The organism is Vogesella mureinivorans (genome assembly GCF_007644035.1).
Taxonomy (GTDB): Bacteria; Pseudomonadota; Gammaproteobacteria; order Burkholderiales; family Chromobacteriaceae; genus Vogesella; species Vogesella mureinivorans.
On the sequence record NZ_VMTV02000346.1, the window covers coordinates 16,330 to 28,345 of the forward strand.

General features: G+C 64.9%; 14 protein-coding genes. 1 reads left to right on the forward strand and 13 read right to left on the reverse strand.

Going from position 1 to position 12,016, the window contains the following annotated elements; genetic code table 11:
- Positions 1-225: 225 nt before the first annotated feature.
- The 13 genes from FLQ44_RS10285 to urtA form a co-directional block, all read right to left on the reverse strand.
- Positions 226-795: a HupE/UreJ family protein gene (locus tag FLQ44_RS10285; protein ID WP_147694309.1), complete on the reverse strand. Its 570-nt coding sequence runs from the start codon at positions 793-795 to the stop codon at positions 226-228.
- On the reverse strand, positions 788-1,423 hold the full coding sequence (gene ureG / locus FLQ44_RS10290; RefSeq protein ID WP_147694310.1) for an urease accessory protein UreG: 636 nt from the start codon (positions 1,421-1,423) through the stop codon (positions 788-790). Before ureG ends, FLQ44_RS10285 begins: the two co-directional genes overlap by 8 nt.
- A 19-nt stretch (positions 1,424-1,442) precedes the next feature.
- On the reverse strand, positions 1,443-2,120 hold the full coding sequence (locus tag FLQ44_RS10295; RefSeq protein ID WP_147694311.1) for an urease accessory protein UreF: 678 nt from the start codon (positions 2,118-2,120) through the stop codon (positions 1,443-1,445).
- A complete protein-coding gene (gene ureE, locus FLQ44_RS10300; RefSeq protein WP_147694312.1) occupies positions 2,117-2,614 on the reverse strand; it encodes an urease accessory protein UreE in 498 nt (165 codons plus the stop codon). Before ureE ends, FLQ44_RS10295 begins: the two co-directional genes overlap by 4 nt.
- Before the next feature lie 8 nt (positions 2,615-2,622).
- Positions 2,623-4,323 (reverse strand): urease subunit alpha, encoded by a 1,701-nt coding sequence (ureC, locus tag FLQ44_RS10305; protein ID WP_147694313.1) that lies wholly within the window; start codon positions 4,321-4,323, stop codon positions 2,623-2,625.
- Complete coding sequence (locus tag FLQ44_RS10310) at positions 4,320-4,625, reverse strand: urease subunit beta (protein ID WP_147685788.1); 306 nt, start codon at positions 4,623-4,625, stop codon at positions 4,320-4,322. Before FLQ44_RS10310 ends, ureC begins: the two co-directional genes overlap by 4 nt.
- An 8-nt stretch (positions 4,626-4,633) precedes the next feature.
- Positions 4,634-4,936: an urease subunit gamma gene (locus FLQ44_RS10315; protein WP_147685786.1), complete on the reverse strand. Its 303-nt coding sequence runs from the start codon at positions 4,934-4,936 to the stop codon at positions 4,634-4,636.
- Positions 4,937-4,953: 17 nt separating this feature from the next.
- Positions 4,954-5,808 (reverse strand): urease accessory protein UreD, encoded by an 855-nt coding sequence (locus FLQ44_RS10320; RefSeq protein ID WP_147694314.1) that lies wholly within the window; start codon positions 5,806-5,808, stop codon positions 4,954-4,956.
- Positions 5,809-5,896: 88 nt separating this feature from the next.
- The gene (urtE, locus tag FLQ44_RS10325; RefSeq protein ID WP_147694315.1) at positions 5,897-6,595 is read right to left on the reverse strand and encodes an urea ABC transporter ATP-binding subunit UrtE; all 699 of its coding nucleotides are present in this window, start codon (positions 6,593-6,595) and stop codon (positions 5,897-5,899) included.
- 3 nt (positions 6,596-6,598) lie between these two features.
- A complete protein-coding gene (gene urtD, locus FLQ44_RS10330; RefSeq protein WP_147694316.1) occupies positions 6,599-7,432 on the reverse strand; it encodes an urea ABC transporter ATP-binding protein UrtD in 834 nt (277 codons plus the stop codon).
- The gene (gene urtC, locus FLQ44_RS10335; protein ID WP_147694317.1) at positions 7,432-8,529 is read right to left on the reverse strand and encodes an urea ABC transporter permease subunit UrtC; all 1,098 of its coding nucleotides are present in this window, start codon (positions 8,527-8,529) and stop codon (positions 7,432-7,434) included. Before urtC ends, urtD begins: the two co-directional genes overlap by 1 nt.
- Positions 8,530-8,537: 8 nt before the next feature.
- The gene (gene urtB, locus FLQ44_RS10340; protein WP_147694318.1) at positions 8,538-10,121 is read right to left on the reverse strand and encodes an urea ABC transporter permease subunit UrtB; all 1,584 of its coding nucleotides are present in this window, start codon (positions 10,119-10,121) and stop codon (positions 8,538-8,540) included.
- Positions 10,122-10,225: 104 nt separating this feature from the next.
- Positions 10,226-11,497, reverse strand: coding sequence for an urea ABC transporter substrate-binding protein (gene urtA, locus FLQ44_RS10345; RefSeq protein ID WP_147694319.1), 1,272 nt, complete (start codon positions 11,495-11,497; stop codon positions 10,226-10,228).
- Positions 11,498-11,750: 253 nt separating this feature from the next.
- On the opposite strand from urtA, the gene FLQ44_RS10350 reads away from it, so the two are divergent.
- The gene (locus FLQ44_RS10350) at positions 11,751-12,011 is read left to right on the forward strand and encodes a hypothetical protein (RefSeq protein ID WP_147694320.1); all 261 of its coding nucleotides are present in this window, start codon (positions 11,751-11,753) and stop codon (positions 12,009-12,011) included.
- The last annotated feature ends 5 nt before the right edge of the window (positions 12,012-12,016 follow it).

Consider the following 12,016-nt stretch of genomic DNA (forward strand, 5'->3'; position numbering starts at 1 on the left):
GTTAAAACCTTGGCGGGCAAGGCTTGTGGGGCATTGCCCTCTCTACTCCCACATCATACCGCCATGCCATGACAAAAGGGCAAGCCCCCAGGCTTGCCCTTGTTGTTACCGCTATACCGCTGCCGTGCAGCCGATCAGGCGGCCAACGCTGTCACGACGGCACGCTGGTGGGCACGGCCTGCGGCCTTTGCCTACCCTACCAAGCTAACGTTGGCCGCAGGCCCGTTACAGCGTGCCCACCAGCAGCAGCGCGCCTGAGGCGGCGATGCCGGCGCCCAGCGCGCGCAGCAGCATGGCGCTGCGCAGCGTGCCCTGACCGACTGCCACGCCGGCGATATGCAGCAGGGCGCTGGCCAGCATGAAGCCGGCGGCGTAGGCGGCGCCGCTGGCGTCAGCAGGCATTTCCAGGCCGTGGGCTACGCCGTGGTATAGCGCAAAGCCAGCGATGGCGGCCATGGCCAACAGGCGTGGCGGGCGCGCCAGCGCGGCCACTAGCAGGCCGCTTAACAATACCGATAGCGCAATGCCGCTTTCCAGCCATGGCAGGGCGATACCGGCTGCGCCCAGCGCGCCACCGGCGGCCAGCATCAGCACGAACAGCGCCGGGCCTTGCCAGCGCGCGTGGCCGCCCAGCTGGGCAGACCACAGGCCGACGGCGAACATGGCTAGCAGGTGGTCCAGGCCGGAGAACGGGTGGCCAAAGCCGTGGGCAAAACCGTCGGCGCCGTGGCCGGTGTGGGCCTGTGCCACGTTGGCCGAAGCGGCTAGCAGCACGAATAGCAGGGGTTTACGCATGGTGGGCTCCTTCGGCATTCAGGGTGAGCATGCCTTTTTCTTCGATGAAACGGATGATGTCGGCCAGGCCGTGGCCGCTCTTGAGGTTGGAGAAGATGAACGGCCGCTCGCCGCGCATCTTGCTGGCGTCGCGGTCCATCACCTCTAGCGAGGCGCCTACCAGCGGGGCCAGGTCGATCTTGTTGATCACCAACAGGTCGCTTTTGCAGATGCCGGGGCCGCCTTTGCGCGGGATCTTGTCACCGGCGGACACGTCGATTACGTAGAGCGTGAGGTCGGACAGCTCGGGGCTGAAGGTAGCGGCCAGGTTGTCGCCGCCGCTTTCGATGAAGATCACGTCCAGGCCAGGGTGGCGGGCGTTCAGCCGGGCCACGGCTTCCAGGTTGATGGAGGCGTCTTCGCGGATGGCGGTGTGCGGGCAGCCGCCGGTTTCTACGCCGATGATGCGGTCTGGCGCCAGCGCTTCGTTACGCACCAGAAACTGCGCGTCTTCCTGGGTGTAGATGTCGTTGGTGACCGCGGCCACGTTGTATTTGTCGCGCAGCGCGGTGCACAGCGCCCAGGTAAGGTGGGTCTTGCCGGAGCCCACCGGGCCGCCGATGCCGATGCGTAATGCTGCCTGTTTCATGCTGTGTCCTTTTATCGGGTCAAGACCGGAACAACCGGCTGTATTGGGTTTCGTGTTTCTGTGCCACCCAGGCGTACAGGGGGGCAAAATTGCTGATGTCGTCTGGTGGTAGCTGCCAGGCGCGGGCGGCGGCGGTGGCCAGCTCGGGCAGCAGGCTGGAGATCAGGCGCTGGCCGGCGCTCTGCCCCATGGGCATGGCTTTCATCAGCACCATGATCTGGTTTTCCAGCCAGCCCCACAGCCAGGCTTCCAGCGCCTGCTGGCCGGGTAGCTGCAGGCAGCGGGCGGCCAGCGCCCACGCTACCGGCAGGCTCAGCGCCTCGCCGGCCGGCCACAGCTGGGCATCGCCGCCCTCGGGCAGGCCCAGCAGCAGCTGGCGCAGCGAGTAGCCCATCTGCGTGCTTTCCAGTACCTGCTCGCGGCTGTCGCGGCTGGCCAGCAGCTGCGCGTTGAGGCGCTGCAGCGCGGCCACATCGCCATCGGCTGCCGCGCGGCAGCAGGCGGCCAACATGGCGCCGTCAAACTGTGACAGCGGGCCGGCCAGCAGGTCGGCCAGCCAGTGCCGCGCCGTGGTTTCGTCGTGTACCAGGCCCAGGTCGAGCGCAGTTTCCATGCCCTGCGAGTAGCTGTAGCCGCCAATGGGCAAGCCAGGGCTGGCCAGGCGCAGCAGCTGCAGGCGGGTAGCGGTGCCGCTCATGGCTGCCCCTCGAACTGGTGGATTTTCGGCGCGTAGTGAAACGCCGCTTCCTGGCCGTGCGAATGGTGATGGCCGCCACCGTAGGCGCCGTGCTCCGGCGAGAAGCCTGCGGCCAACCTTTCCACCTGCAGGCCCATCTGCTGCAGCATGTCGGCCAGTACGTCGTCTTGCAGCAGGCGCAGCCAGCCGCTGCCGACTTCTACTTTGACGTGGCGGTTGCCCAGGTGGTAGGCCGCGCGCGCCAGCGTCACCGCGTCGTGGCAGGCCACGTGCAGCAGCGGCTCGGCGGCGGCCACCACGCGCACGCAGCGGCCATCGTCGGCCAGCAGCAGGTCGCCATGGCGCAGCGGCGGGCTGCCCGGCGGCAGCATCACACCCACTTCTTCTCCGGCGGCGCTGCGGGTAAGCAGCCGTGTTTTGCAGCGGCGGTCGAAATCCAGCACCAGCTCGTCGGCAGGCTGGCCGCCGCTGGCGTGTTGTCGCAATACCAGCATGGTGTTCCTTAGAAAAGAAAGTAGCGCTGCGCCATCGGTAGCTCGCTGGCTGGCTCGCACCACAGCAGCTGGCCGTCGGCACGCACCTGGTAGTTTTGCGGGTCCACTTCGATCACCGGCAGGTAGTCGTTGTGGATCAGGTCGGTTTTCTGCACGTTGCGGCAGCCTTGGACCGCCACCAGCCGCTTCTTGAGCCCCAGCGCCTCGCCCACGCCGGCGGCCAGCGCCGCCTGCGATACAAAGGTAACGCTGCCGGCGGCAATGGCGCCGCCGTAGGCACCGAACATCGGCCGGTAATGCACCGGCTGCGGCGTGGGGATGCTGGCGTTGGCATCGCCCATGGCGGCGGCGGCGATGATGCCGCCCTTCAGGATCAGGCTGGGCTTCACGCCAAAGAACGCCGGGCGCCAGATCACCAGGTCGGCCAGCTTGCCTACCTCTACGCTGCCTACCTCGTGGGCAATGCCGTGGGTGATGGCCGGGTTGATGGTGTACTTGGCCAGGTAGCGCTTGATGCGGGCGTTGTCGTTGCCGGGGCCGTCGCCCGGCAGCGGGCCGCGCTGCTGCTTCATTTTGTCGGCGGTTTGCCAGCAGCGCAGGATGGTTTCGCCCACACGGCCCATGGCCTGGCTGTCGGACGACATCATGGCGAAGGCACCCAGGTCGTGCAGGATGTCTTCGGCGGCGATGGTTTCGCGGCGGATGCGGCTTTCGGCAAAGGCCACGTCCTCGGCGATGGCCGGGTCCAGGTGATGACACACCATCAGCATGTCCAGGTGTTCGTCGATGGTGTTGACGGTAAACGGCCGCGTGGGGTTGGTGGAGCTGGGCAGTACGTTAAGTTGGCCGCAGGCCTTGATGATGTCGGGTGCGTGGCCGCCCCCCGCGCCTTCGGTGTGGTAGGTGTGGATGGTGCGGCCCTTGAACGCGGCCAAGGTGGCCTCGATAAAGCCGCCTTCGTTCAGCGTGTCGGTATGGATGGCTACCTGCACGTCCATCTCGTCCGCCACGCTCAGGCAGTTGTCGATGGCCGCTGGCGTGGTGCCCCAGTCTTCGTGCAGCTTCAGGCCGATGGCGCCGGCGCGTACCTGCTCGCGCAGCGGCTCCGGCAGGCTGGCGTTGCCCTTGCCGGTAAAGCCCAGGTTCATGGGAAACGCCTCGGCGGCTTTCAGCATCTGCGCCATATGCCACGGCCCCGGCGTGCAGGTGGTGGCGTTGGTGCCGGTAGCGGGGCCGGTGCCGCCGCCGATCATGGTGGTCACGCCGGACATCAGCGCTTCGTCGATCTGCTGCGGGCAGATAAAGTGGATGTGGGTATCGATGCCGCCAGCGGTGACGATCATGCCCTCGGCGGCGATGATCTCGGTGGACGCGCCAATCACGATGTCCACGCCCGGCTGGATATCGGGGTTGCCGGCCTTGCCGATGGCGGCGATGCGGCCGTTTTTCAGCGCGATATCGGCTTTCACGATGCCCCAGTGGTCCAGGATCAGCGCGTTGGTCAGCACCGTGTCCGCCACCTCGGCCGCCAGGCCCTGGCCCTGGCCCATGCCGTCGCGGATGACCTTGCCGCCGCCGAATTTCACCTCTTCACCGTACACGGTGTAATCGTGTTCCACCTCGGCCAGCAGGCCGGTATCGGCCAGCCGCACGCGGTCGCCGGTGGTGGGGCCGAACATCTCGGCGTATGCCTGTCTGCTGATTTTCATAATGCCCCCATTACCTTGCCCTGAAAGCCGTACACACGGCGCAAACCCGCCAGCGCCACCAGCTCGACGGTGCGTGTCTGGCCGGGCTCGAAACGCACGGCGGTACCGGCGGCAATGTTCAGCCGGAAGCCGCGCGCCGCGTCGCGGTCGAACAGCAGGGCGTTGTTGACCTCGGCAAAGTGGTAGTGCGAGCCCACCTGTACCGGGCGGTCGCCACTATTAGCCACGGTCAGCGTGAGCGTGGCGCGGCCAACGTTCAGCTCGATCTCGCCGCTGGCAGCGAGTAGTTCCCCTGGGATCATGGCGGCTCCTAAACAATGGGTTGATGCACGGTCACCAGCTTGGTGCCGTCGGGAAAGGTGGCTTCTACCTGGATATCCGGAATCATCTCCGGTATGCCGTCCATCACGTCGTGGCGGGTCAGCAGCGTGGTGCCGTAGTGCATCAGCGCGGCCACGCTCTGGCCGTCGCGTGCGCCTTCCATGATGGCGGCGCTGATAAACGCCACCGCCTCGGGGTAGTTCAGCTTCAGGCCACGGGCACGGCGGCGCTCGGCCAGCAGGGCGGCGGTAAAGATCAGCAGCTTGTCTTTTTCGCGGGGGGTCAGTTCCATGGTGTGTTGCCTCGGTATCAGGTAGCCCAGATGCGCGGCGCGTGCGCCGGGCGGCCGTGGGTAAAGGGGTGGATCAGGGCACGGGCGGCGCGCAGCCAGGCCAGCGCCGCCTCGGCACCGTCGCCGACAAAGCGTGCCAGCCATACGTCTTCCAGCTGGCTGGCGGCGGCGCAGCCGGCTAGCGGTAGCGCCAGCACCGCCTCGTGCAGCGCGGGCGGCAGCGCCGGCCCGGCCCACAGCAGTGTGGCCACCACGCTGTGGCCCGCCAGCCCTACCGGCGAGTGCAGCAGGTGGCTGTCGGCGGGCAGCACGGTGCGTTCGCTGTAAATCAGCCGGCCATCGCGGTAGATGTCGCCTTGCTGGCGCCAGCTACCACGGCGGTATAAGAGGTTGGCCGCAGGGCGGCCCAGGCAGACCACATCGCCCCACAGCAGGCGGGCGTCGCCGGCCAGATCAACACGGCTGGCAAAGCGCACCTCGGCGCCATCGAACAGGATGGTTTCTTGCGGCAGCCACGCCAGCACGCTGCCGGCCGCCTGGCGGATGCTGAGCTGCTGCTGCGCCGGGCGGCCAAAGCCGTCGTACCACTTGGCGGCGCCGGGGCTGGTGAGCAGCACCTCGCTGCCGGCCTGCAGGTCGATGTCCAGCGTGAGGCTGTCGCCGCCGGCCACGCCACCGGGCGGGTGCACGATGATGTGCTCGCAGCTGCCGTCGGCACCGATAAAGTGCTTCTGCACCCGTAGCGGGCCAGTGTGGCGGCGCAGCACCGGAATGGTGCGGGCACCGTCGCGGGCGTAAGCCAGCTGCAGGGTAGCCGGCCAGCCTTGTAGCAGGGACGGGGGCAGCAGGGTGGCAACAGCGTCGGGTTTCATGGGGGGATGGGCAAAAAGTGAAGTCAGATGCGGTATTGCAAGCCCCGTGCCAGTGCATGACACGGGGCCGGTTTGGCACACGGCGGGGCTAGATGGCCAGCAGATCGCGCACGCCGTCCTGCGGCATGTCCTTGCCCTGCCCGGCCTTGATGACCTCGCCGCGCGACATCACCACGTAGCGGTCGGCTAGGGCCTCGGCAAAGTCGTAGTACTGCTCTACCAGCAAGATGGCCATGTCGCCGCGTGCGGCCAACCTTTTGATCACGGTGCCGATGTCCTTGATGATGGACGGCTGGATGCCCTCGGTGGGCTCGTCCAGAATCAGCAGGCTGGGCTGGCTGACCAGCGCGCGGCCAATGGCCAGCTGCTGCTGCTGGCCGCCCGACAGGTCGCCGCCACGGCGGTGGCGCATCTCGCTCAGCACCGGGAACATTTCGTACACGCTGGCGGGGATGTCGCGCCCCTGACGGCCGCTAAAGCGCGCCAGGCCCATTTTCAGGTTTTCTTCTACCGTCAGCCGGGCAAAGATCTCGCGCCCTTGCGGTACATAGGCCATGCCGCGCGCCACGCGCTGGTGCGGGGCCAGGCGCTGGATGTCTTCGCCCTGCCACTGCACGGCGCCGCTTTTGGCGGCGATCTGGCCCATCAGGCAGCGCAGCAGCGTGCTTTTACCCACGCCGTTGCGGCCCAGAATGCAGGTGACCTCGCCTACCGGCGCGGTAAAGGCTACGTCGCGCAGGATGTGGCTGCCGCCGTAGAACTGGTTGAGTTTGTCTACTTTCAGCATGATTCAGCGCCCCAGATACACTTCGATAACGCGTTCATTGGCCTGCACCTGCGCCAGGCTGCCCTCGGCCAGCACGCTGCCTTCGGCCAGTACCGTCACCTTTTGGGCGATGCTGCCGACAAAGTCCATGTCGTGCTCCACCACCATCAGCGAGTGCTGGCCTTTCAGCGTGAGCAGCAGCTCGGCGGTTTTTTCGGTTTCGGCGTCGGTCATGCCGGCTACCGGCTCGTCCAGCAGCAAGAGTTGCGGCTCTTGCGCCAGCAGCATGCCGATTTCCAGCCATTGCTTCTGGCCGTGCGACAGCAGGCCTGCCGGGCGCTGGTAATGGTCGGTAAGGCGGATGGTGGCCAGCAGCTCGCCGATGCGGTCGCGCTGCGCGCCACTCAGGCGCGAGCGCAGGCTGGCCCAGACCGATTTATTGCCGGCCAGCGCCAGCGCCAGGTTGTCGTGCACGCTCATGGCTTCGAACACGGTGGGCTTCTGGAACTTGCGGCCTATGCCCAGCTGGGCGATTTCCGGCTCGGTGTGGCGCGTCAGATCGATGGTCTGGCCAAAGAACACGCTGCCGCTATCGGGGCGGGTCTTGCCGGTGATGACGTCCATCATGGTGGTCTTGCCGGCGCCGTTGGGGCCGATGATGCAGCGCAGCTCGCCTACGCCAATGTCCAGCGTGAGTTTGTTCAGCGCCCGAAAACCGTCAAAGCTAACAGTCACGTCGTCCAGGTACAGGATGGCACCGTGGCGGGTGTCCAGCTGGCCGTCTACCGGGTGGGCCAGGCCATGGGCCTCGCCGTCCCAGTTTTCACGCTGGCTGGTGGGTGTGGATGCGGCCAACATTATTGCGCCCCTTTCTTGCGTAGCAGACCCAGCACGCCGTTAGGCAGCAGCAGGGTGGCAGCGATAAACAAAAAGCCCAGGAAAAACAGCCAGTATTCGGGAAACGCCACGGTGAACCAGCTCTTGGCCCCGTTGACAATGGCCGCGCCCAGCACCGGGCCGATCAGCGTGCCACGGCCGCCCAGCGCTACCCAGATGGCTATTTCGATAGAGTTGCCCGGCGACATTTCGCTGGGGTTGATAATGCCCACCTGCGGCACGTACAGCGCACCAGCCAGCGCGCACAGCACGGCCGACAGCACCCAGATGGCCAGCTTGTAGTACAGCGGGTTGTAGCCGCAGAACATCAGCCGGCTTTCGGCGTCGCGGATAGCGGTGAGGATGCGGCCGAACTTGCTTAGCACCAGCCAGCGTGCGCCCCACAGCGCCAGCGCCAGCAGCAGCACGGTGGCGGCAAACAGCACGGCGCGGGTGGCCGGCTCGGCAATGCCGAAACCCAGGATGCGCTTGAAGTCGGTAAAGCCGTTGTTGCCGCCAAAGCCGGTTTCGTTGCGGAAGAACAGCAACATGGCGGCAAAGGTGAGCGCCTGGGTCATGATGGAAAAGTACACGCCCTTGATGCGCGAGCGGAACGCCAGCCAGCCGAACACCAGCGCCAGCAGGCCCGGCACCAGCACGATCACCAGCAGCGCCCAGACAAAGTGCTCGCTGCCCTGCCAGAACCACGGTAGTTCTTTCCAGTCCAGAAACACCATGAAATCGGGCAGGTCGCTCTGGTAGTTGCCATCGCGGCCGATCTGGCGCATCAGGTACATGCCCATGCCGTAGCCACCCAGCGCAAAAAACAGGCCATGGCCCAGGCTGAGCAGGCCGGTGTAGCCCCACACCAGGTCCATGGCCAGCGCCACGATGGCGTAGCACAGGATTTTGCCGGTAAGGGTAAGGGTGTAGGCCGACACGTGCAGCGCGTGGCCTTCGGGAAACAGCGCATGCCCCAGCGGTAGCAGCATCAGCAGGGCCAGCAGCAGGCCCACACCCAGCGTGGTGGCACGCGGCCCGGCCGCTGCGGCCAACTTGAGAGAGTAAGGTTGTGACATGGCAGGCCTCAGTCGAGCACGCGGCCTTTCAGGGCAAACAAACCCTGAGGACGCTTCTGGATAAACAGGATGATGAACACCAGGATCAGGATCTTGGCCAGCACGGCACCCAGCGACGGCTCGATGACCTTGGCCAGCATGCCCAGGCCCAGCGCACCAGCCACGGTACCGGCCAGCTGCCCTACCCCGCCCAGCACCACCACCATGAAACTGTCGATGATGTAGCTCTGACCCAGGTCCGGCCCCACGTTGCCGATCTGGCTCAGCGCCACGCCACCCAGGCCGGCTATGCCGGAGCCCAGGCCAAAGGCCAGCATGTCTACGCGGCCGGTGGGCACGCCCACGCTATCGGCCATGCGGCGGTTCTGCGTAACGGCGCGCACGAACAGGCCCAGGCGGGTGCGGTTCAGCAGCAGCCAGGTCAGCACCAGCACGGCGGCGACAAAGGCGATGATGGCCAGCCGGTTGTACGGCAGCGTCAGCGTGGTAGACAACGCAATGCCGCCAGACAGCCAGCTGGGGTTGGCCACTTCTACGTTCTGCGCGCCAAACGCCACGCGCACCGCCTGCATCAGCATCAGGCTGATACCCCAGGTGGCGAGTAGCGTTTCCAGCGGGCGGCCGTACAGGTGGCGAATCACCAGCCGCTCCAGCGCCATGCCGATGATGGCGGTGACCACAAATGCGGCGGGCAGCGCAGCCAGCAGGTAGTAGTCGAACGAGGCCGGGGCATACTGACGGAACAGGTTCTGTATCAGCCAGGTGGTGTAGGCCCCCAACATCAGCATTTCGCCGTGCGCCATATTAATGACACCCAGCAGGCCATAGGTTATGGCCAGCCCCAGTGCGGCCAACAGCAGGATGGAGCCCAGGCTGGCGCCGCTGAACAGGTGGCCCAGCAAGCTGTAGCTGAACTGTGTGGCCTTGATGCTGGCAATGGCTTCGTCCGCGGCGCGGCGCACATCGGTGTTTTCTTGCGGGTTGGCCGCTAGCGGTTCCAGCAGTGTCAGCAGCGCCGGGTCGCTGGCGTCGCCCATGATGGCGATAGCGGCCAGCTTGTCGGTGGTAGACGGGCTGCCCAGCTGCAAGGTAGCGGCGGCCAGGCGCAGCGCGTCGCGCACGCTGTCTTCGCGTTCGATTTGCAGCTGCTTTTGCAGCAGGGGCAGCAAGGCAGGGTTGGCCGCATCCTGTATGGCTTTGACGGCCGCCAGGCGGCTGCTGCTCTCTACGGCGTGCAGGCCAGCCGCGGCGTGGAATGTTTGCAGCGCACTGCGCACGCTGTTGTTCAGCGGTACGCTGTCGGTGCCGTCGGGCACGCTGTCTACCGGCTGGCCGCTATCGGCATCCAGCCATAGCTCGCCTTGCTGCACAAAAAAGCGGGTGGCGTCCGGGTCGGCCAGCAGGCGGCCTTCTTCTAGCGCCGCGACCGCTGCAGTGTGCGCCGCGGTGGGGTTGGCGGCCCAGCTGGCGATGAGCTCGGCGCGGGCGGCCGGGTCGGCAGCGGCCAGCTCGGCCGCCGGGCTGGCAGCAAAAGCCGGTGCCCACAGCAGGCTGCATGCCAGTACGGCCATCAGGTGCTTGAGCTTGTTCATGGTGAGGTCCTTGCAAAAAAACGGGCTGCACAGGGCAGCCCGGGAAATACCGCAGCGTGGCTAAGCACCGGCGAGTGGCAGTGGCCAGCCAGCGGCTACGGCGATCAGGACTTGGTTTTTACCGGGGTGTCTGGCTTTTTATCGTTACCCGGGATGTACGGGCTCCATGGCTGGGCACGGATCGGGCCTTTGGTTTTCCACACCACCGAGAACTGCCCATTAGGCTGTACTTCGCCAATCATCACCGGCTTGTGCAGGTGATGGTTTTTGACATCCATCTGCAGGGTGTAGCCGGAAGGTGCCTTGAAGCTGATACCGGCCATGGCTTTGCTTACCGCAGCCACATCGGTGGTACCGGCTTTTTTCACCGCTTCGGCCCACATATTGATACCGACGTAGGTAGCTTCCATCGGGTCGTTGGTGACTAGCTTGTCAGCGCCGGCCATGCCTTTCTTGGCAGCCCAGGCTTTGTAGGCGGCGATCCACTTGGTATTGACCGGGTTCTTCACGCTCATGAAGTAGTTCCAGGCGGCCAGGTGGCCCAGCAGCGGCTTGGTGTCGATGCCCTTGAGTTCTTCTTCCCCTACCGAGAACGCTACCACCGGCACGTCGGTGGCTTTCAGGCCCTGGTTACCCAGCTCTTTGTAAAACGGTACGTTGGAGTCGCCATTGATGGTGGAGATGACGGCGGTCTTGCCACCGGCGGCAAACTTCTTGATGTTGCCGACAATGGTCTGGTAATCGCTATGACCGAACGGGGTGTACACCTCCTGGATGTCGCTATCCTTCACGCCTTTGGATTTCAGGAAGGAACGCAGGATCTTGTTGGTGGTGCGCGGGTAAACGTAGTCGGTACCCAGCAGGAAGTAGCGCTTGGCCGCGCCGCCTTCTTTGCTCATCAGGTATTCCACTGCCGGGATGGCCTGCTGGTTTGGCGCGGCACCGGTGTAGAACACATTAGGCGACAGCTCTTCGCCCTCGTACTGCACCGGGTAGAACAGCAGGCCGTTCAGCTCTTCGTACACCGGCAGTACCGATTTGCGCGATACGGATGTCCAGCAGCCAAAGGTGACGGCAACCTTGTCGCGGGTCAGCAGCTGCCGGGCTTTTTCGGCAAACAGCGGCCAGTTCGATGCCGGGTCGACCACCACCGGCTCCAGTTTCTTGCCCAGTACACCGCCCTTGGCGTTGATCTCGTCGATGGCAAACAGCGCCATGTCCTTGAGCGAGGTTTCAGAAATGGCCATGGTGCCGGACAGCGAATGCAGCACGCCTACCTTGATGGTATCGGCAGCACGGGCCTGCACGCTGAAACCGGCGGCCAGCAGCGAGGCGGCAATAACAGAAGACTTCAAAACGAGACGGCGAGTAGTCATGGCAAAGCTCCCTGGTGAACAGTTGGTTTTGTTGCAGTGCGGGGCCAGATTACGGTGCCGGTGCCGTGGCGGGAATACGTCAAATTGCGTACACGCTGCAATGCAACATGAGCAGACGGGCAGCCAGGTGTCAGGTGGGCGCTACATCAAACAAGCTCTTTATAAAATCTATAAACATCTGTTTTTAAAGAAACTTGCCAACGCCCCATGATCAAGCCGCAATGCGCATGCATTCATTTTTAAAGGAGACATCATGCACACCATTTTGGTTATGGCTGGCGGGGTGGTTTTACTGCTATGCGGCCAACTACTCGCCCGTTTTACCGGCATCACCAGCCAGGCCCAGGCTGCCTTGTACTTTGTCCCGCTTTGGTTACTGATTGCAGCCAGCAATATGTGGGCGGGCGTGCAGGGTGCTGGCTATAGCGTGATGGAAGAACTGCCTATTTTCCTGCTGGTTTTTGCTGTGCCAGCCATACTGGCCTATGCGCTGTGGCGCCAGCTGCGTTACTAAGCCGC

Coding starts and splice junctions, on each gene's coding strand:
- FLQ44_RS10285 (WP_147694309.1), bottom strand. CDS start 795: ATGCGTAAACCCCTGCTATTCGTGCTGCTAGCCGCTTCGGCCAACGTG.
- ureG (WP_147694310.1), bottom strand. CDS start 1,423: ATGAAACAGGCAGCATTACGCATCGGCATCGGCGGCCCGGTGGGCTCC.
- FLQ44_RS10295 (WP_147694311.1), bottom strand. CDS start 2,120: ATGAGCGGCACCGCTACCCGCCTGCAGCTGCTGCGCCTGGCCAGCCCT.
- ureE (WP_147694312.1), bottom strand. CDS start 2,614: ATGCTGGTATTGCGACAACACGCCAGCGGCGGCCAGCCTGCCGACGAG.
- ureC (WP_147694313.1), bottom strand. CDS start 4,323: ATGAAAATCAGCAGACAGGCATACGCCGAGATGTTCGGCCCCACCACC.
- FLQ44_RS10310 (WP_147685788.1), bottom strand. CDS start 4,625: ATGATCCCAGGGGAACTACTCGCTGCCAGCGGCGAGATCGAGCTGAAC.
- FLQ44_RS10315 (WP_147685786.1), bottom strand. CDS start 4,936: ATGGAACTGACCCCCCGCGAAAAAGACAAGCTGCTGATCTTTACCGCC.
- FLQ44_RS10320 (WP_147694314.1), bottom strand. CDS start 5,808: ATGAAACCCGACGCTGTTGCCACCCTGCTGCCCCCGTCCCTGCTACAA.
- urtE (WP_147694315.1), bottom strand. CDS start 6,595: ATGCTGAAAGTAGACAAACTCAACCAGTTCTACGGCGGCAGCCACATC.
- urtD (WP_147694316.1), bottom strand. CDS start 7,432: ATGTTGGCCGCATCCACACCCACCAGCCAGCGTGAAAACTGGGACGGC.
- urtC (WP_147694317.1), bottom strand. CDS start 8,529: ATGTCACAACCTTACTCTCTCAAGTTGGCCGCAGCGGCCGGGCCGCGT.
- urtB (WP_147694318.1), bottom strand. CDS start 10,121: ATGAACAAGCTCAAGCACCTGATGGCCGTACTGGCATGCAGCCTGCTG.
- urtA (WP_147694319.1), bottom strand. CDS start 11,497: ATGACTACTCGCCGTCTCGTTTTGAAGTCTTCTGTTATTGCCGCCTCG.
- FLQ44_RS10350 (WP_147694320.1), top strand. CDS start 11,751: ATGCACACCATTTTGGTTATGGCTGGCGGGGTGGTTTTACTGCTATGC.